General features: G+C 69.2%; 19 protein-coding genes, 1 pseudogene and 1 other annotated feature. Of the genes and pseudogenes, 11 read left to right on the top strand and 9 right to left on the bottom strand.

All coding sequences use genetic code 11. The features are described from left to right. Positions 1-409, bottom strand: a 409-nt coding sequence (locus ACFDS6_RS09625) for a PCRF domain-containing protein (protein ID WP_375271940.1), incomplete at its 3' end; no start/stop codon positions are given. Further along, on the bottom strand, positions 406-1731 hold the full coding sequence (hisS, locus tag ACFDS6_RS09620) for a histidine--tRNA ligase (RefSeq protein ID WP_375271939.1): 1326 nt from the start codon (positions 1729-1731) through the stop codon (positions 406-408). The genes hisS and ACFDS6_RS09625, both read right to left, overlap by 4 nt. An 81-nt stretch (positions 1732-1812) precedes the next feature. On the opposite strand from hisS, the pseudogene ACFDS6_RS09615 reads away from it, so the two are divergent. The 3 genes and pseudogenes from ACFDS6_RS09615 to ppa all read left to right on the top strand — a co-directional run bounded on the left by ACFDS6_RS09615 (position 1813) and on the right by ppa (position 5076). Further along, positions 1813-2456 (top strand): annotated as a pseudogene (locus ACFDS6_RS09615) (DUF1345 domain-containing protein). Positions 2457-2508: 52 nt separating this feature from the next. Beyond that, complete coding sequence (locus tag ACFDS6_RS09610) at positions 2509-4461, top strand: M61 family metallopeptidase (RefSeq protein ID WP_375271937.1); 1953 nt, start codon at positions 2509-2511, stop codon at positions 4459-4461. A 36-nt stretch (positions 4462-4497) separates the two neighbouring features. Beyond that, the gene (gene ppa / locus ACFDS6_RS09605; RefSeq protein ID WP_375271936.1) at positions 4498-5076 is read left to right on the top strand and encodes an inorganic diphosphatase; all 579 of its coding nucleotides are present in this window, start codon (positions 4498-4500) and stop codon (positions 5074-5076) included. 133 nt (positions 5077-5209) lie between these two features. On the opposite strand, the gene ACFDS6_RS09600 is transcribed toward ppa, so the two are convergent. The 5 genes from ACFDS6_RS09600 to ACFDS6_RS09580 form a co-directional block, all read right to left on the bottom strand. Then, entirely contained in the window at positions 5210-5530 is a 321-nt protein-coding gene (locus ACFDS6_RS09600; protein ID WP_375271935.1) for a DMT family transporter, read from the bottom strand. Beyond that, on the bottom strand, positions 5530-6009 hold the full coding sequence (locus tag ACFDS6_RS09595) for a GNAT family N-acetyltransferase (protein ID WP_375271934.1): 480 nt from the start codon (positions 6007-6009) through the stop codon (positions 5530-5532). The genes ACFDS6_RS09600 and ACFDS6_RS09595 overlap by 1 nt, the downstream gene beginning before the upstream one ends. Then, positions 6006-6905, bottom strand: coding sequence for a DMT family transporter (locus ACFDS6_RS09590; RefSeq protein WP_375271933.1), 900 nt, complete (start codon positions 6903-6905; stop codon positions 6006-6008). Before ACFDS6_RS09590 ends, ACFDS6_RS09595 begins: the two co-directional genes overlap by 4 nt. A gap of 285 nt (positions 6906-7190) precedes the next feature. After that, positions 7191-8684 carry a SulP family inorganic anion transporter gene (locus tag ACFDS6_RS09585; protein WP_375271932.1) on the bottom strand — a complete coding sequence of 498 codons (1494 nt, stop codon included), beginning with the start codon at positions 8682-8684 and terminating at the stop codon, positions 7191-7193. Positions 8685-8744: 60 nt separating this feature from the next. Further along, positions 8745-8800, bottom strand: a sequence feature (sul1 is cis-regulatory element that is thought to sense ions involved in sulfur or methionine metabolism; They are found in Alphaproteobacteria). Positions 8801-8889: 89 nt separating this feature from the next. Further along, positions 8890-9639: a MauE/DoxX family redox-associated membrane protein gene (locus ACFDS6_RS09580; RefSeq protein WP_375271931.1), complete on the bottom strand. Its 750-nt coding sequence runs from the start codon at positions 9637-9639 to the stop codon at positions 8890-8892. Here ACFDS6_RS09580 and ACFDS6_RS09575 point away from each other — a divergent pair. Both ACFDS6_RS09575 and ACFDS6_RS09570 read left to right on the top strand, forming a co-directional pair. Beyond that, a complete protein-coding gene (locus tag ACFDS6_RS09575; protein WP_375271930.1) occupies positions 9638-10072 on the top strand; it encodes a MerR family transcriptional regulator in 435 nt (144 codons plus the stop codon). The two genes, ACFDS6_RS09580 and ACFDS6_RS09575, sit on opposite strands and share 2 nt — an antisense overlap. A 94-nt stretch (positions 10073-10166) precedes the next feature. Then, positions 10167-10502 (top strand): VOC family protein, encoded by a 336-nt coding sequence (locus ACFDS6_RS09570; protein WP_375271929.1) that lies wholly within the window; start codon positions 10167-10169, stop codon positions 10500-10502. 38 nt (positions 10503-10540) lie between these two features. Here ACFDS6_RS09570 and ispG read toward each other — a convergent pair whose 3' ends face one another. After that, positions 10541-11665, bottom strand: a complete 1125-nt coding sequence (gene ispG / locus ACFDS6_RS09565; RefSeq protein ID WP_375271927.1) for a flavodoxin-dependent (E)-4-hydroxy-3-methylbut-2-enyl-diphosphate synthase — start codon at positions 11663-11665, stop codon at positions 10541-10543. A gap of 109 nt (positions 11666-11774) precedes the next feature. Between ispG and ACFDS6_RS09560 the strand changes: the two genes are divergently transcribed. The 6 genes from ACFDS6_RS09560 to ACFDS6_RS09535 all read left to right on the top strand — a co-directional run bounded on the left by ACFDS6_RS09560 (position 11775) and on the right by ACFDS6_RS09535 (position 17061). Next, positions 11775-12962 carry an acyltransferase gene (locus ACFDS6_RS09560; RefSeq protein ID WP_375271926.1) on the top strand — a complete coding sequence of 396 codons (1188 nt, stop codon included), beginning with the start codon at positions 11775-11777 and terminating at the stop codon, positions 12960-12962. 89 nt (positions 12963-13051) lie between these two features. Continuing rightward, a complete protein-coding gene (locus ACFDS6_RS09555; protein WP_375271925.1) occupies positions 13052-14221 on the top strand; it encodes an acyltransferase in 1170 nt (389 codons plus the stop codon). A 19-nt stretch (positions 14222-14240) separates the two neighbouring features. After that, the gene (locus tag ACFDS6_RS09550; RefSeq protein ID WP_375271924.1) at positions 14241-15173 is read left to right on the top strand and encodes an isoaspartyl peptidase/L-asparaginase family protein; all 933 of its coding nucleotides are present in this window, start codon (positions 14241-14243) and stop codon (positions 15171-15173) included. Positions 15174-15252: 79 nt separating this feature from the next. Then, positions 15253-15873 carry a ribonuclease D gene (locus ACFDS6_RS09545; protein ID WP_375271923.1) on the top strand — a complete coding sequence of 207 codons (621 nt, stop codon included), beginning with the start codon at positions 15253-15255 and terminating at the stop codon, positions 15871-15873. A 7-nt stretch (positions 15874-15880) separates the two neighbouring features. Beyond that, positions 15881-16519 carry an LPS export ABC transporter periplasmic protein LptC gene (gene lptC / locus ACFDS6_RS09540; protein WP_375271922.1) on the top strand — a complete coding sequence of 213 codons (639 nt, stop codon included), beginning with the start codon at positions 15881-15883 and terminating at the stop codon, positions 16517-16519. Beyond that, positions 16516-17061 carry an LptA/OstA family protein gene (locus ACFDS6_RS09535; RefSeq protein ID WP_375271920.1) on the top strand — a complete coding sequence of 182 codons (546 nt, stop codon included), beginning with the start codon at positions 16516-16518 and terminating at the stop codon, positions 17059-17061. The genes lptC and ACFDS6_RS09535 overlap by 4 nt, the downstream gene beginning before the upstream one ends. Before the next feature lie 40 nt (positions 17062-17101). Here ACFDS6_RS09535 and ACFDS6_RS09530 read toward each other — a convergent pair. Further along, the coding region (locus ACFDS6_RS09530) for a M23 family metallopeptidase (protein WP_375271919.1) at positions 17102-17469 on the bottom strand (368 nt) is incomplete at its 5' end.

Here is a 17469-nt window from a genome sequence, read left to right as displayed (position 1 = left end):
GCTGGTACATGCGGAACAGGTCGCCCGCGAACAGCGCCGCCTCGTCGCCGCCGGTCCCGGCGCGCACCTCCAGCATCGCCGAGCGCTGGTCGGCGGCGTCGCGCGGCAGCAGCGCGAGCGCGAGGCGCCGGTCGGCATCGGCGAGTGCCGCCTTGTTGTCGCGCAACTCCTCCTCGGCCATTGCGCGCAGCTCGGCATCGGCGTCGTCGGTCATGTACTGGAGGCTCTCCGCCTCCGCGCGCAGCCGGCGCACCTCGCCCGCAGCCTGCGCGACGGGTTCGAGTTCGGCATATTCCTTCGACACCGTGACGAAACGGTCGCCGTCGAGATTGCCCGTTGCCATCAATGCGGACAGCTCGTCGCGCCGCGCCTCGATCTGGCGGATGCGGTCGGGGGAGATGGTGGTCATTCTTCGAGCTCAGAGGATGAAATTTGCTCGAAAAGAATTTGAGCTCGATCGCTTTCCACGGACGTTGTGACAACAAGCGTCTTCATCGCACTCGTCAGTGCACTGAATGGGAGGTTACGTTGTACGCCATCCACGAGAGAGCGAATTGTTATAGTGTTGCCAGCTATCTCATCTCGCCCAATTATGAACGTGAAAGCGGCACCCTGCGCTGACGCCTTGGACATCCGCTTCTTTAAGTTTCCTCGAAACGCCAAATCAGCGGTGAAGCCAGTACGTCGCAACTGACTTACAAGATGTTGCGCCTGTTGATCTGCCTCGTCGCCAACAGGAATTACAACGAAATCGAGGGTAGATTTGACAGGCTCCTCCAGCAGCATCGCCAGCCGCTCGATCCCCGCGGCCCAGCCCACGCCCGCCGTGGCAGGTCCACCCAAGCTCTCCACCAGGCCGTCGTAGCGCCCGCCCGCAAGCACCGTTCCCTGCGCACCCAGTCGATCGGTGACGAACTCGAACGCGGTGTGGCGGTAGTAATCGAGCCCGCGCACCAGCCGCGCGTTGCGGGTCCACGTGACACCGGCCGCATCGAGCCCGGCGGTGACCGCGTCGAAGAAGGCGCGCGCCTCGGACGTCAAATACGCGTCGATGTCGGGCGCGCTGTCGGCGATCGGGCGGTCACGCGGGTCCTTGGAATCGAGGATCCGCAGCGGGTTCTTGTCGAGCCGGGCGAGGCTGTCCTCCGACAGCTCGGCCCGGTGCGCCTCGAAATGCGCCACCAGCGCGGCGCGCCACGCGTCGCGCGTCTCCGCGTCGCCCAGCGTGTTGAGCTGCAGCGTCACGCCATCGACGATGCCGAGTTCGTGGAGCAATTGGTCAGCGAGGCACAGCAGCTCGACATCCGCCGCCGGCTCGGGCGCGCCGAGGATCTCGGCGTCGATCTGGTGGAACTGGCGGTAGCGGCCCTTCTGCGGGCGCTCGTAACGGAACACCGCACCGCTCGTGACGAGCTTCAGCGGCGCGTACTGCTGCCAGCCGCCGGTGATGTAGGCGCGCGCGATGCCGGCAGTGAACTCGGGGCGCAGCGTCAGGCTGTCGTTGCCGCGATCGGGGAAGGTGTACATTTCCTTCGACACGACGTCGGTCGTCTCGCCGATCGAGCGCGCGAACACCTGCGTGTCCTCGAACACCGGCACCTCGACCCGCTCGAAACAGTAGAGCCGGCGCACGCGGTCGAAGGTCGATTGCACGTGCGCGAAGCGGCGCTCGTCGTCGCGGAAGATGTCCTGCGTGCCGCGCACGCGATTGGGGGTCTGAATACGGGCCATAGGAGCGCGCGTATCTAGGCGAGCCGCCGCGCTCGCGCTAGCGCTTGCGGAATGAACGACGCGGCGGATGGATGGGCCGGGATCAAGCGGACCCTGGGGCAGCGGGTGGCGCCGCCGCGCTTCGTCCTGTTCGCGGTCGTGTGCCTCGCCGGTGCGGCGCTGCTGTGGCCGGTCGCGGGCAGGGCCGCGCGGTGATGGGCGGGTTCGATCTCGGCGCGTTGGCGTTCCTGTTATCGCTCGCCTCGCTGTTCCGCAAATCCTCGGCGGCGGGAATGCGGCGCTCGACGCGCGTCAACGACGCCAATCGCGCGCTGCTGCTGGCGATCACCGCGGGCACCACCTTCGTCATCCTGGTCGCGGTGAACGGCGAGTTGAAGGGCAAGAACGACGCGTTCGCGATCGCGCTCGTCATCGTAACGCTCGCGCTGGCTTGGCTGTTCTCCAACATGGTCTACGCGCTCCACTACGCGCACCTGTTCTATGGCGAGAACGACGATGGCGCGGGGGACGCGGGCGGGCTCGACTTTCCCGGCACCAAGGAGCCCGATTACTGGGACTTCCTGTATTTCAGCTACACGCTCGGCATGACGTTCCAGACCTCCGACGTGACGCTATCGAGCGGGCGGATGCGGCGGGTGGCGCTCGGCCAGTGCCTGGCGGCGTTCGTGTTCAACCTGGGCGTCCTCGCCTTCACGATCAACACGATCGGCGGCGCGGGAGGCTAGACGCGCGATGTGGAGCCGTTAAGTCAGGAGCATTGACACGAAAAGGCCGCGCATGATCCGTCACCTCCTCGCCGCCAGCCTGCTGGCCACCACCGCCCTCGCCGCCCTGCCCGCCACCGCTCAGGTGCCCGCAGGCAATTCCGCGCCGCAGCCGGTGCCGATCGTCGATACGATCCCCGATGCCAAGGATGTGCGCTTCCCCGGCACGCTCCAGGTCAACGTCGACGCGACCGACACGCAGCGCGGCATCTTTCGCGTGACCGAGACGATCCCGGTGCCCGCCGCCGGGCACATGGTGCTGCTGTTCCCCAAATGGCTGCCGGGCGCGCACAGCCCGCGCGGCGAGATCGAGAAGCTCGCCGGGCTGATCATCAAGGGCAACGGACAGGTGATCCCGTGGACGCGCGACATGGTCGACGTCTACGCCTTCCACCTCGACGTGCCCGCGGGCGTCACCGCGCTCGAGGCGTCGTTCCAGTTCATCTCCGCCACCAAGAGCGATCAGGGCCGCATCGTCGCGACGCCCAACATGATCAGCATGGAGCCGAACTCGGTCAGCCTGTACCCGGCCGGCTATTTCACGCGGCAGATCCCGGTGCAGATGACGGTCAAGTATCCCGACGGCTGGACCGCGGCTGGCGCGCTCAAGGCGCAGGTGACCGGATCGACCTACGCCTACGAGCCGACCAATTACGAGATCCTGGTCGATTCGCCGATGCTGGCGGGCAAGTACGGCCGCGTCGTGCCGCTCAGCCCGCGCGTCAACCTGAACCTGTTCGCCGACGATCCCGCCGAGCTCGCCGCCACGCCGGCGCAGATCGACGCGCACAAGCGGCTGGTCGAGCAGGCGGTGAAGACCTTCGGCGCGCAGCATTACGACCGGTACGAGTTCCTGCTGTCGATCACCGACCAACTGGGCGGCATCGGCCTGGAGCATCACCGCTCGAGCGAGAACGGCGTGACGCCGGGTTACTTCACCAAGTGGGACGACGGCCCCGGCCGCCGCAACCTGCTGCCGCACGAGTTCACCCACTCGTGGGACGGCAAGTTCCGCCGCGGCGCGGACCTGTGGACGCCCGACTTCCGCATGCCGATGCGCGACTCGCTGTTGTGGGTGTACGAAGGGCAGACGCAATTCTGGGGCTACATCCTTCAGGCGCGATCCGGCCTCGTCAGCAAGCAGGACACGCTCGACCAGCTCGCAGCGATCGCGGCGAGCTACGATTCGCAGCGCGCGCGCGACTGGCGCGACCTGCTGGACACCACTAACGATCCGATCATCTCCGCGCGCCGGCCCAAGGGCTGGACGAGCTGGCAGCGCTCGGAGGATTATTACAACGAAGGGCTGCTCGTCTGGATGGAGGTCGATTCGCGGCTGCGCGAGCTGTCGGGCGGCAGGAAATCGATCGACGATTTCGCGCGCTCCTTCTTCGGCATCCGCGACGGCGACTGGGGCGAGGTGACCTACACGTTCGAGGACGTGGCGGCGACGCTCAACAAGATCCAGCCGTACGACTGGGCGACGCTGCTGCGCCAGCGGCTGACCGAGCACGCGCCGGGCGCGCCGATTTCGGGGTTCGAGCGCAACGGTTATCGCCTGACCTACGCCGACACGCCGACGCCGTCGTTCAAGAGCGGTGAGTCGTCGCGCAAGATCACCGACCTGACCTATTCGGGCGGGATGATCGTCAGCGAGGGCGAGAGCAAGGGCGCGATCACCGGCGTCAGCTGGGGGTCGAGCGCCTTCAACGCCGGGCTGACGATCGGCAGCACCATCGTGTCGGTCAATGGCCAGCCCTACTCCGGCGACGCGCTGAAGAAGGCAATCCGGGGCGCGCAGACCGCAAACGGTCAGGCGGGCGGCACGCCGGTGCAGCTGATCGTGCGGCAGCAGGACGCGTACCGCACGGTGACCCTCGACTGGCACGGGGGCTTGCGCTACCCGCGCCTCGAAAAAATCGGCAAGGGCGATTCCGGGCTCGACCGCCTGCTCGCACCGCGCTGAACCTTCGGGGCGTGATCCAAGTAGCAAGGGAATTCGATGCGTATTGATCTTATCCCGGTCGGCAAGAGCCCGCCCGACGACCTGAACGTGATCATCGAAGTGCCGACCGGCGGCGAGCCGGTGAAGTACGAGTTCGACAAGGCGTCCGGCGCGCTGTTCGTCGATCGCATCCTGCACACGCCGATGCGCTATCCGGCGAACTACGGTTTCGTGCCGCACACGCTGTCGCCCGACGGCGATCCGCTCGACGCGTTGGTCGTCGCGCGCTCGCCGTTCATCCCGGGCTGCGTGGTGCGCGCGCGACCGATCGCGGTGCTGAACCTGGAAGACGAGGCGGGCGGCGACGAGAAACTGGTGTGCGTGCCGGTCGACTCGACCTTTCCGTATTACACCAAGGTCGACGGGCGCGAGGACCTGCCCGAGATCGTGTTCGAGCAGATCGAGCACTTCTTCACCCACTACAAGGACCTGGAAAAGAAGAAGTGGGTGCGCGTCGGCACCTGGGGCGACCGCGACGAGGCGCGCCGGATCACGCTGGAGGCGATCGAGCGCTACGAAGCGGCCAAGGCGCAGGGCGAGGAGCCGCACGACCACGACGTTCCGGGTCGCAAATAATCCGTAGTTCTGACGGTGCGTGGCGGCTCTGACCCCGCGCACCTTGATCGACGCCGGGGAGCACGCGGACGGGCGAGCTTTCCGGCGTTGTCGTATGTTGCGTCGAACGACCGACCGCCAAGATGCCTTCCCCTCACCCGCCCGCGGTGAGTTTCAGCCCGGCGATGCAGGCGACGACCCCCGCGATCAGCAGCAACCGGACCGCGCTAACGGGCTCGCCGAACCAGATGATCCCGACGATCACGGTGCCGAGCGCACCGATCCCGCCCCACACCGCGTAGGCGGTACCCATCGCGATGCTGCGCGAGGCGACCTCCAGCAATGTCATCGATGCCGCGACGCTTGCGAGGAAGCCGAGCGTCCAGGGTAGGCTGCGGAAGCCGTCGACGTGGCGCAGGCAGGTGGTGAAGCCGATCTCGAACAGTCCACCGACGATCAGCAGCACCCACGCCATCAGCCGCGACCCGCCAGCGCGGCGAGCGCGTCTCCGGTCACGCGCTGGATCGTCCAACCGTCCATCGGCACCGCGCCGACCTTGCGGTAGAAGTCGACCGCGGGCGTGTTCCAGTCGAGCACCGACCATTCGAACCGCGCGCAGCCGCGTGTCAGTGCGATGTCGGCGAGATGCGCGAGCAGCGCGCGCCCGGCCCCCTGCCCGCGCGCGTCCGGGGTGACGTACAGATCCTCGAGGTAGAGCCCGCGGCGACCGGTCCAGGTCGAGAAATTGTGAAAGAACAAGGCGAAGCCGACCGGGTGCCCGTCATGGTCGGCGATCACCGCCTCGGCGGCGGGGTGCTCGCCGAACAGCGCGAGCGCGAGGCTCGCCTCGGTCGCCTCGACCGCGTCGGGTTCGCGCTCATAGGCGGCGAGTTCGCGGATGAAGCGCAGGATGGTGGCGACGTCGGCACGGGTGGCGGGGCGAATGGCAGTCATGCCGTCTGCTCTACCGCGGATCGCGCGATGTCGCGACGGCGCGCGGCGTAGAGGCACGCGCCGACGATGATCGCGGCGCCCGCGAGCGTGGTCGGCTGCACGCGCTCGCCGAAGACGAGCCAGCCGAGTGCGGCGGCGTAGACGAACGAGGTATACTCGGTGGTGGCGAGATAGCCCGTCTCCCCGTGCGCGTAGGCCCAAGCGAGCAGGAACAGCGAGGCGGTCCCGAGCGCGGCGGCGATCGCGATCTTCCACCACTCGCCCGTCGGCGGCAGCACCGCCAGCCACGGCGCGGCGCAGGCGAGGATTGCGGTGACGATCGCGGATTGCAGGAAGGCGATCTCGGCCGGGCGCGCGGCCTGCGACTGGAGGCGCGCGACGACGAGGTTGACCGCGTAGAGCACCGCCGAGGCGAGGATCGCGACCGCGCCCTCGAACGCCTGCGGCCCCATCACCGCGCTTCGCTGCCCGACGAGGATCACGCCGACTCCAGCAACCGCGACGAAAGAGGCGGCGACGACGCGGCGTCCGACGCGCTCGTGCAGGAACAGCGCGCCGAGCAGGAGGGCGAGCAGCGGCGCGATGTAGGCGAGCGAGATCGCCTGCGCCATCGGCACGCGCGCGAGCCCCCAGAAGAACAGCAGCGCCATCGCCGCGGTGATGAGGCCGCGCAGCGCGTGGAGGCGGAGCGCGCGCGGGCTCGGGCGCGAGCGGCCGCTCGCGATCCAGGCGGCACCGCCGAGCAAGGTCGACAGCCCGGTGCGCCACACCATGGCGTTGTAGACGCCGAGCCCGAGCACCAGCGACTTCATGAACGCGTCCATGACCGAGAACAGCCCGATCCCGGCTGCGGCGACCGCGAAGGCGAGCGCGGGCGAGAGCTGGCGCGCGCTCACCTCGTGTCCCGATCTGGGACGAAGTGGAGGAAGTGGAGGTTCAAACGCGTTTTTGCAGCGCACCTCCACTTCGCCCGTCGGGCGGGTGCGAGCGGGTGGGAGAGCGAGGAAGCGGGCACCCCGCGGCTATGGCCGATCGGGCGCGGGTAGGACAGCGCGGTTGGAGCGTTCGCCTCGTTAGCTTCGGCTTTGTCCGGGGTTCCGCCTTAGCCTTCGATCGGTGAGAAGAAGCGGGATCCCGGATCAAGTCCGGGATGACCAAAATAGGGGTAGGCAGGTCGCGCGTCAGTGCGGCGCGAGGCCGAGTTCGACGCCGGTCTTGTCGTGGAGCGCGAAGCGGTCGACCAGGTCGGCGCTGGCGCGGTTGTAGCCGACGACCTCGACCTGCGCGCCGTCGCGCCGCAGCCGCGCGACGATCTTGTCGAGCGCGCCGACGCCCGAGATGTCCCAGAAGTGCGCGGCGGTGACGTCGATCAGCACGGCCTGCGCGCGCTCGGCGTGGAAGGCGCGGGTGAAGCGGTCGACCGAGGCGAAGAAGATCTCGCCCGAGACGCGGTAGGTCGCGCGCGCGCCGTCGGCCGACGCGTCCCGCTCGACCGCGAACATCCGCTGCACCTTGCCGGCGAAAAAGATGCCCGACAACAGCACGCCCGCGAGCACGCCCAGCGACAGGTCGCGCGTCGCGACCACGACGATGACGGTCGCGAGCATCACCGCCGAGGAGGTCGGCGGGTGGCGGCGCAGGTTCGGGATCGAGTTCCAGCTGAACGTGCCGATCGACACCATGATCATCACCGCGACCAGCGCGGGCATCGGCACGCGCCCGACCCAAGGGCCGAGCACCGCGAGCAGGAACAGCAGGAACGCGCCCGCCGTGAAGGTCGACAGTCGCCCGCGCCCGCCGGAGGTGACGTTGATCACCGACTGGCCAATCATCGCGCAACCGCCCATGCCGCCGAACAGGGCGGCGACGATGTTGGCGCCGCCCTGCCCGCCGCATTCCTGCCGCTTGTCGCTGTCGGTATCGGTCATGTCGTCGACGATCTGCGCGGTCAGCAGCGATTCGAGCAGTCCGACCGCCGCCATCGTCAGCGAATAGGGCAGGATGATCCGCAGCGTGTCGAGTGTCAGCGGCACCTGCGGCCAGGCGAGCGACGGCAGCCCCTCGGGCAGGCGGCCCATGTCGCCGACGGTGTTGACCGGCACGCCGAGCGCGATCGCGACCGCGCTGAGCACCAGGATGGCGACGAGCGGCGAGGGGATCGCGCGCGTGATCCGCGGGAAGCCGTAGATGATCGCGAGCCCGCCCGCGACCATCGCGTAGGTCTGCCACCCGACGCCAGTCAGTTGCGGCAGCTGCGCCATGAAGATCAGGATGGCGAGCGCGTTGACGAAACCGGTAATGACCGAGCGCGAGACGAACTGCATCACGAGGTCGAGCCGGAGCAACCCGGCGACGATCTGGATCAACCCCATCAGGATCGTCGCGGCGAAGAGGTATTCGACGCCGTGGTCGCGCACCAGCGGGCCGACCAGCACCGCGACCGCGGCGGTGGCGGCGGAGATCATGCCGGGGCGGCCGCCGATCAGCGCGATCGTCATCGCGATCGCGACCGAGGCGTAGAGGCCGACGCGCGGGTCGACCCCGGCGATGATCGAGAAACCGATCGCCTCCGGGATGAGCGCGAGCGCGACGACGATGCCGGCGAGCAGGTCGCGGCGGGCGGCGGCGGCGTCAGTGAACCACTGGCGCCGGTAGGCGGAGAGATTAAGCGTCATTGGAAATCCACAACAGGGCACGGGCGCGCCGCATCGGCGCGGGGATAATCGGGTGCGTGTTGTTGTCCGGCGGATCGGCGGCCGGAATAGCCACCCGGAATTTCACCGGGTCCATGCGAATGGCGCGCCTATAGTCACGCGGCGCGCGCGATGGCAAGCGGGCGGCGGACGGGCGCGCCCGGCGAACCGCCCGCCGCCCGCCGCGTCAAATCGCGATCATCCACGCCGCCATCGCGATCATGCCGATGTTCTCGGTCAGGGAAACGAAGCCGAGCGGCACGTTGGTGCTGCCGCCGACGCAGGCGCATTTGAGTTCGCGCCGGTCGACGTACACCGCCTTCACCACCGACACCGCGCCAACCGTGCCGATGAACAGGGCGATCGGCGCCGACAGCCAGGTGAGCGCGCCCGCCGCCATCAGCACGCCGGCCGCGCCCTCCGCGAAGGGATAGACGTAGCCGTAGCGGACCCAGCGGCGCGCGAGCAGGTCGTAGTTGAGGAACATGGTGGAGAATTTCTCCACGTCCTGAAGCTTCAGCAGCGCGAGCACGGCCATGCTGAAGCTGCCGAACCAGCGCAGCGCGGACCAGGTCCACGGCGTGCCGAGCGCGGCGAAGCTGACCGCCAGGCCGAGCAGCGCGGTGATCGCGAAGACGGCGACGATCGGGCGGTAGCTGGTTTCGCCTGGTTCGAGCACGTGCTGGCCGAAGTAGCGGCGCAGGTCGTCGTAGCCGCCGACGCGCTCGCCCGCGATGAACACCTGCGGCGTCGTTTTCACGTCGTGCTCGGCCTTGAACGCGTCGGTCTCGCTGCGCGTCGTCAGCCAGTGGTCGTCGACCATGAAGCCGCGGCGCTGGAGCAGGTCGCGCGCCTTCAGGCCGTAGGGGCAGACGTGGTCGGGCATGACCATGCGGTAGAGCGCGGCTCGTTTCTCGGCGGTGCGGTTCGTCGACATGACCGCTATATGGGGGCCGTACCATGGTCCGGAGTCAAGCGCGGTGCTGAGAATAGCGGAACTGGCCGAAGCGGGCGGCGTCGGCGTCGAGACGATCCGCTATTATCAGCGCCGCGGACTGCTCGCGACGCCGGCGCGCGGGGAGCGCGGCGCGATCCGCCGCTACGGCGCGGACGACGTGCACCGGTTGCGCTTCATCCGGCAGGCGCAGGGCGCGGGATTCACGCTGAGCGAGATCGCGGAGCTGCTCGCGCTCGACGCCGGGCACGACCGCGCGCGCGCGCGCGAACTGGCACGCGGGCGGATCGCGGCGATCGACGCGCAGATCGCCGCGCTGACGAGCGCGCGCGACGCGCTGTCGCGGCTGGCGGCGGAGTGCGCGGAAGGGGGGGCGGGGCCGTGCCCGATCCTGGCGGCGTTCGACGACGGGTGAGGCGCCAGGCGGACTCGACGGCCGCGCGCGGGAGGCGTGACGCGGTGAGAAGCGCGGTCTAGGCTTCGTGCCGGGGATTAGGCAGGAGCGCCCAATGGCCAGGATCAACTACATCGAGCTTCCCGCGCGCGATCTCGGCGCGGCGCGGTCCTTCTACGCGTCCGTGTTCGGGTGGGAACTGACCGGCTTCGGTCCCAGCTACGCGTCCACTACGACCGGTGTCGTCGACTTGGGGCTGCAGGGCGACCTGAGCGAAGCGAGCGCGATGCCGCTGCCGGTGGTGCAGGTGGAGGATATCGACGCGGCGGAGCGCGCGGTGACCGAGGCCGGGGGGCGCATCAGCAAGGCGATCTTCGCCTTTCCGGGCGGCCGGCGCTTCCACTTCCTCGACCCCAACGGACTCGAGCTGGCGATCATGCAGCCCGACTGACCGTCACGTACGGCCGCGGCGGGCTGGCCATCCGCCGGTCACTCCGCCGCGAGCTTCGCCGCCGCGGCGTGCGCCTCGATCTCGGCGGCCTTGGCCTCGACCAGGCGGACGATGTGGTCGATCATGCCGGCGTCCTGGACGTGGTGGTCGGTGACGCCCGACAGATAGACCATGTGCTTGCCGTTGCCGCCGCCGGTGATGCCGATGTCGGTCTCGCGCGCCTCGCCGGGGCCGTTGACGACGCAGCCGAGCACGGAGAGCGACATCGGGGTGCGGATGTGCTGCAATCGTTCTTCCAGCGCCTGCACCGTGCGGATCACGTCGAAGCCCTGCCGCGCGCAGGACGGGCACGACACCACGCGGACGCCGCGGTTGCGGATGCCGAGTGCCTTCAAAATCTCGAACCCGACGCGGACCTCGTCCTCGGGCTCCGCCGACAAGGACACGCGGATCGTGTCGCCGATGCCGAACCAGAGCAGCGAGCCGATGCCGATCGAGGATTTGACGGTGCCGCCGACGAAGCCGCCCGCCTCGGTGATGCCGAGGTGCAAGGGGCAGTCGACCACGCTGGCGAGCTGCTGATAGGCGGCGACCGCGAGGAAGAAGTCCGACGCCTTAACCGCGACCTTGTACTTGTGGAAATCGTGGTCCTGGAGCAGCTTGATGTGGTCCATCGCCGATTCGACCAGCGCGTCGGGGCACGGCTCGCCGTACTTTTCCAGCAGGTGCTTCTCAAGGCTGCCGCCGTTGACGCCGATGCGGATCGCGCAGCCGTTCGCCTTGGCGGCGCGCACGACCTCGGCGACGCGCGATGCCGAGCCGATGTTGCCGGGGTTGATGCGCAGGCAGGCGGCACCCGCGTCGGCGGCCTCGAGCGCGCGCTTGTAGTGGAAATGGATGTCGGCGATGATCGGCACGTTCGACGCGCGCACGATCTGCGGCAGCGCGGCGGTCGACTCGACGTCGGGGCACGACACGCGGATCAGGTCGACGCCCACGTCCTCGCAGCGGCGGATCTGGTCGATCGTCGCACCGACGTTGTCGGTCGGGGTGTTGGTCATCGTCTGCACGGTGACGGGCGCGCCGCCGCCGACGGGGACGTTGCCGACCATGATCTGGCGGCTCTCTCGGCGGACGATGTCGCGCCACGGACGAATGGACATGCGCCTTCATATACGCGCGGCGAGCCCGAGCCGGAAGCCCGCCCGGATATGACCGAAACGGCGGCACCGGCAACACTTCGTTGAGGTCAGGCAAGCTATCGGCACATGGATGGCCGCTGCTCCCCCCGCCTGGCACGTTTCCGGCCGGCATTACGGCCTCGACTGGTTGCGCGTGGCGGCGTTCGCGCTGCTGATCCTGTACCACGTCACGTTGGTGTTCGTACCCGGTCATTGGGTGATCAAATGGCCCGAGACGAGCGCCTCACTGGTGGTGCCGCTCGCTTTCCTGACGCCGTGGCGGTTGCCGCTGCTGTTCGCGGTGTCGGGATTTGCGACGCGGCGGCTGCTGATGCGCTCGCCGTCGGTGGCGGAGTTCGCGCGCGGGCGCAGCAAGCGGTTGCTGATACCGCTCGGCTTCGGGCTGCTGGTGCTGCTGGTGCCCGAATTGTGGGTGCGCGCGCGGCTGGCGGGCGACCGATTGTCGCTGGGGCAATATTGGCTGCACGAATATCTGCTGCCGCACCCGCGCTACGGTCTCGGCTTCCCGGCGTGGGAGCATCTGTGGTTCGTGCTCTACCTGTGGGTGTACACGCTGCTGCTCGCGCTGCTGGTCGGTGCGCGCGGCAGCGACTGGGTGCAGGCGCGGGTCGAGGCGCTGACCGCGCGCGGGCGGATGCTGTGGGCGCCGATCGCGCTGCTCGCCGCCGCGCGCCTGTCGCTGATGTTCGTGGTGCCCGAGCAGCACGGGCTGTTCACCGACTGGAGCGGGCACGTGCAATATGCGTCGTTCCTGCTGTTCGGCTTCGCGCTGGGCGGATCGCCGCTGCTGTGGCGGCGGATCGCGGCGCAGGCGCGCGCGGCGGTGCCGGTCGGGCTGGCGTGCGGAAGCGTCGTGGCGTGGGCCGAGCACGCTTACCCCGGCAGCAACGTGCCCCCGCACGCGATCGCCGCGGCCGAGCGCGCGAGCCAGGTGGCGATGGCGTGGTCGATGCTGCTCGTGCTGCTGTTCGTCGCCGACCGCTGGCTCAATCGCGACGCCCGCTGGCGCGCGACGATCGCGGAAGCGGTGTTCCCGGCCTATCTGATTCACCACCCGGCGATCGTGGTGACGACCTGGGCGATCCTGCCGCTGGGGCTGCGCGCGGGCGCGGGGTTCGCGATCATCCTCGCCACCACCGCCGCGGCGTGCGTGGGCTTCTACCTGCTGGCGCGCGCGGTGCCGTGGCTGCGGCCGGTCGCGGGGCTGGGCGTGCTGCCGCCGGCGCGGTCGCGCAGCATACTGGTCGCGGCGGAATAGCCGCGCGCCGACGCGTGATCGGGGCGATCGGCGCGCACCGGCCGCCCGGCGGTTGGCACGGCGCGCGCGAAGCTGCTAGGCGCGGCGCCATGCAACGCCATTACGGGCTCGACTGGCTCCGCATCGGTGCCTTCGCGCTCTTGATCCTTTACCACGTCGGCATGGTGTTCGTGCCGTGGGACTATCACGCCAAGCTGCCCGGCCCCGCCTGGGCGACGGTGCCGATGATGGCGACCAATCCGTGGCGGCTGTCCCTGCTGTTCATCGTCTCGGGCTACGCCAGTCGCGTGCTGCTGAAGCGGCAGTCGAGCCGCTGGCGGTTCGCGCGCAATCGCACCGCGCGGCTGCTGGTGCCGCTGGTCTTCGGCATGGCGGTGATCGTGCCGCCGCAGGCCTGGGCCGAACTGGCGGCGAAGCGCGGCTATCCGCACGATTACGCGTGGTTCTGGCTGCACGATTACTTCCGCTTCGACACGGCGCTCGGCATGCCGCTGCCGGCGTGGAACCACCTGTGGTTCGTCGCCTATCTGTGGATCTACACGCTGGCGATCACGCTGGCGGTCGCGGTGTCGCCCGCGGGCCTGCGCGCGCGCGCGCAGCAGGGGTTCGAGGCGCTGTTCCGCGGTCCCGTGCTGATGCTGCTGCCGCTCGTGTGGATGGTGCTGGTCAATCTGGTGCTGTTCCCGGGTGGGCGAGAGACGCACGCGGTGCTGGGCGACTGGGTCGCGCACGCGACCTATTTCCCCGCGTTCCTGTTCGGGTTCGCGCTGGCGCGCGCGGACCGGACGCTCGCCAGCTTCGTGCGCTGGTGGAAGGTCGCCGCCGCGGTGGCGATCGCCGCCTACGCGCTGGTCGCGGGGATCGAGCTGACCTGGCCGGGCGTAGCGCGCGCGCCCGACGGCGTCGGCGAGATCTTCTCGGTCGCGCGCGCGGTCGAGGGCTGGTTCGCGATCGCCGCGCTGATCGGGTTCGCCGACAGCCACTGGAACCGCGACCATCGCTGGCGCCCGATGCTGACGGAGGCGGTGTTCCCGTTCTACATCATCCACCAGACGGTGATCGTGGTGGTGGCGTGGTGGCTGCGCGGTGCCGGACTGTCGATGCTGGCCGATTTCGCCATCCTGGTCGCGGCGACGGTGGCGGGATGCTGGGCCTTCTACCTCGTGGGGCGCAGGATACCCTTGATCAGGCCGCTGATCGGGCTGAGGCGTCACGCGTCCAAGCGCACCCACGTCGATCCGCGCCCCGCGATCGCCTGATTTTAGGGAGTTTCGTCTCATGTCGACCGATGCCCCGCGCTGGACGCTGGTGATCCACGGCGGCGCCGGGATCATCAATCGCGGCGTGCTGACCCCCGAGCAGGACGCGGGCGCGCGCGCCGGGCTGTTCGGCGCGCTGGAGGCGGGCGCGGCGGTGCTGGCGGGCGGCGGCGCGGCGATCGACGCGGTCGAGGCGGCGGTGCGCGTGCTGGAGGATGACGCGCACTTCAACTCGGCGCGTGGTGCGGTGCTGACGTTCGAGGGCAAGGTCGAGCTCGACGCCGCGATCATGGACGGGTGGGACCGGTCGGCGGGCGCAGTCGCGGGAGTGAGCGCGGCGCGCAACCCGGTCAGCCTCGCGCGCGCGGTGAAGGACCACAGCCCACACGTGCTGCTGACCGGCGCGGGCGCGGATACGTTCGCGCACGAGCATGGAGTCGAGCAGGCGGGCGAGGACTGGTTCGTCATTCCCGAGCGCCGCGCGCAGCTGGCGGCGATGAAGGAAAGCGAAGACTGGTTCGACGTCGACATGAAGTACGGCACCGTCGGCGCGGTGGCGTGCGACGCCGCCGGCCACGTCGCGGCGGCGACCTCGACCGGCGGGGTGACGGGCAAGCGTTGGGGCCGCGTCGGCGATTCGCCGCTGATCGGCGCGGGCACCTACGCTGATGATCGTGCCTGCGCGGTGTCGGCGACGGGATCGGGCGAGTATTTCATCCGCGAGAGCGTCGGGCACGAGATTGGCGCGCGCGTGCGGATGCTGGGCGAGTCGCTGCAGCAGGCCGCCGACGCGGTGATGGCAGGCGTCAAGGAGATGGGCGGCAGCGGCGGGGTGATCGTGACCGGGCCGGAGGGACAGCCGGTGTGGAGCTTCACCACGCAGGGCATGTACCGCGGGCAGGTATCGGCGGACAGCGAGGCGCGGGTCGCGATCTACGCCGACGAGGGTTGAAGATTGGGGGGTAAAGATCGGGGGTGAACGAGCGCTCACCCCATTGAGCGCGACCCCGGCTCAAGCTACGGCAGCAACCATGGCTGTTTATTTCCACGAGGAAGACCTGCCGGGCGACGTGTTCGCACCCGGCGCCGCGATCGCGGTCGATACCGAGACGATGGGGCTAATCACGCCGCGCGACCGGCTGTGCGTGGTGCAATTGTCCGACGGACAGGGCGACGAGCATCTGGTGCGGTTCAGTCCCGGCAGCAATTATGCCGCGCCGAACCTGAAGCGCGTGCTGGCCGACCCGGAACGGTTGAAGCTGTATCATTTCGGCCGCTTCGACATCGCGGCGCTCAGCTTCTACCTGGGTGTTGTCGCCGCACCGGTCTATTGCACCAAGATCGCGTCGCGGCTGGTGCGCACCTACACCGATCGCCACGGGTTGAAGGAGCTGGTCAAGGAACTACTCGGCCAGGATATCTCCAAGCAGCAGCAATCGTCCGACTGGGGCGGGCCGGAACTGTCCGACGCGCAGCGCGACTATGCCGCGTCCGACGTGCGCTACCTGCACCGGATGAAGGAGGAATTGGACAAGCGGCTGGTGCGCGAGGGGCGGATGGCACTGGCGCAGGCCTGTTTCGACTTCCTGCCGGCGCGCGCCGAACTCGACATCGCGGGCTGGCCCGACGTCGACATCTTCGCGCACGCCTGAGCCGCACATGAGCGCGCTTGCCCGCCGGACCCTGTCGGATCGCCAGCAATGGGCGCGTCCGGGCGGCCGTCACGACCGGCTGATCCGCACGTCGAACTGGCTGATCCCGGCGTCGATCGGCGTGCTGACCGCGTTCCTCGTCATGGCGCCGCTGACGATGGCGGGCGACGTGTCGTTCGTGCTCGACAAGAACAAGGTCGAGGTCGCCAAGGAACGGTTGAAGCTGCAATCGGCGACCTACCGCGGCACCGACGCCAAGGGGCAGCCGTTCGAGCTCGACGCCGGCTCCGCGGTGCAGAAGAGCTCGGCCGAGGCGGTGGTGCGGATCCAGCAGATGGCGGCGGCGATCCAGCTGCAGGACGGCCCCGCGCGCCTGACCGCGCCCACCGCGCGCTACGATATGGATAGCGAGAAGGTGCGCGTCGACGGGCCGATCGCGGTGCGCGCGCCGAACAATTACGCGCTCGACACCTCCAGCGCGGACGTCGACCTGAAGACGCGGCAGCTGACCTCGACCGCGCCGGTGACGGGCACGGTCCGGCAGGGCAGGTTCAGCGCGGACAGCATGTCGGCCGACCTGGAATCGCGCACCGTCCGCTTGAACGGTAACGCGCGCTTGCGCATCGTGCCGAGACAAACGAAATGAGCGCCATGCGTGGCTCGCTCCCCCTCCTGTCGCTTGTGCTCGTCGCTGCCCCGGTGGTCGCGCAGGGCAAGCACAACACCAACGCGCCGATCGATTTCGGCGCGGACCAGATCGAGCTGCAGGACAAGGCGAACCGCGCGGTGCTGACCGGCAACGTCGCGGTCCGCCAAGCCGAGATGACGCTCAACGCCCAGCGGCTGAACGTCGCCTATACCGGCGCGGTGGTCGACGGGAACCCGCAGGTGTCGCGGCTCGACGCGTCGGGCGGGGTGACGGTGCGCCGCCCCGACCAGACCGCGCGCGGGCAGTACGCGATCTACGACCTCAACCGCCGCGTCATCACCATGCTGGGCGCGGTCAGGCTGACGCAGGGGCCGAACACGGTCAACGGCGCGCGGCTGACGATCAATCTCGACACCGGGCGCGCGATCATCGACGGCTCGGCGGTGCGCGGCGGCAACGGCAGCGGCGCGGCGGGCAACGTGCAGCAGGCGCCGACCGGGCGCGTGACGGGCACCTTCTCGGTGCCGAACCGGAACTAGCCGCCTTTTCTGGCAAGGAAGGCGCGGTAGGCGAGCGGCGTCAGCGCGCCGGGGCGGACAGCAGCCGCGCGATCTTGGCCTTCAAGCCGCGCAACGTGTCGCCCGACACGCTCTGCACGCTCGACAGCGAGATCGAGCGCGGGTTCACCGGCACGCCGTTGCGCCATACCTCCCAGTGCAGGTGCGGACCCGTGGACATGCCGGTCGATCCGACGTAGCCGATCACCTGCCCGCGCGCGACGCGGGTGCCGGTCGACACCGCGAACCGGCTCATGTGGCCGTAGCCCGAGACGTAGCCGCCCGCGTGGGCGAGCTTGACGAAATTGCCGTAGCCGCCGCTGCGCCCGGCGAAGGAGACGACGCCGTCGATCGCGGCGTAGATCGGGCTGCCGTAGGGCGCGCCGATGT

Origin of the sequence: Sphingomonas sp. (assembly GCF_042095875.1) — a bacterium.
Lineage (GTDB): Bacteria > Pseudomonadota > Alphaproteobacteria > Sphingomonadales > Sphingomonadaceae > Sphingomonas.
The sequence above is the reverse complement of the archived record's forward strand: the minus strand, read 5'-3'. Positions and strand labels throughout refer to the sequence as shown.

Bases quoted from the DNA above. Each gene is read 5' to 3' on its own strand.
- ACFDS6_RS09595 (WP_375271934.1), bottom strand. From the start codon at position 6,009: ATGACTGCCATTCGCCCCGCCACCCGTGCCGACGTCGCCACCATCCTG.
- ppa (WP_375271936.1), top strand. From the start codon at position 4,498: ATGCGTATTGATCTTATCCCGGTCGGCAAGAGCCCGCCCGACGACCTG.
- ACFDS6_RS09550 (WP_375271924.1), top strand. From the start codon at position 14,241: ATGTCGACCGATGCCCCGCGCTGGACGCTGGTGATCCACGGCGGCGCC.
- ACFDS6_RS09585 (WP_375271932.1), bottom strand. From the start codon at position 8,684: ATGACGCTTAATCTCTCCGCCTACCGGCGCCAGTGGTTCACTGACGCC.
- ACFDS6_RS09570 (WP_375271929.1), top strand. From the start codon at position 10,167: ATGGCCAGGATCAACTACATCGAGCTTCCCGCGCGCGATCTCGGCGCG.
- ACFDS6_RS09575 (WP_375271930.1), top strand. From the start codon at position 9,638: ATGACCGCTATATGGGGGCCGTACCATGGTCCGGAGTCAAGCGCGGTG.
- ACFDS6_RS09580 (WP_375271931.1), bottom strand. From the start codon at position 9,639: ATGTCGACGAACCGCACCGCCGAGAAACGAGCCGCGCTCTACCGCATG.
- lptC (WP_375271922.1), top strand. From the start codon at position 15,881: ATGAGCGCGCTTGCCCGCCGGACCCTGTCGGATCGCCAGCAATGGGCG.
- ACFDS6_RS09610 (WP_375271937.1), top strand. From the start codon at position 2,509: ATGATCCGTCACCTCCTCGCCGCCAGCCTGCTGGCCACCACCGCCCTC.
- hisS (WP_375271939.1), bottom strand. From the start codon at position 1,731: ATGGCCCGTATTCAGACCCCCAATCGCGTGCGCGGCACGCAGGACATC.
- ACFDS6_RS09555 (WP_375271925.1), top strand. From the start codon at position 13,052: ATGCAACGCCATTACGGGCTCGACTGGCTCCGCATCGGTGCCTTCGCG.
- ACFDS6_RS09535 (WP_375271920.1), top strand. From the start codon at position 16,516: ATGAGCGCCATGCGTGGCTCGCTCCCCCTCCTGTCGCTTGTGCTCGTC.
- ACFDS6_RS09545 (WP_375271923.1), top strand. From the start codon at position 15,253: ATGGCTGTTTATTTCCACGAGGAAGACCTGCCGGGCGACGTGTTCGCA.
- ispG (WP_375271927.1), bottom strand. From the start codon at position 11,665: ATGTCCATTCGTCCGTGGCGCGACATCGTCCGCCGAGAGAGCCGCCAG.
- ACFDS6_RS09600 (WP_375271935.1), bottom strand. From the start codon at position 5,530: ATGGCGTGGGTGCTGCTGATCGTCGGTGGACTGTTCGAGATCGGCTTC.
- ACFDS6_RS09560 (WP_375271926.1), top strand. From the start codon at position 11,775: ATGGCCGCTGCTCCCCCCGCCTGGCACGTTTCCGGCCGGCATTACGGC.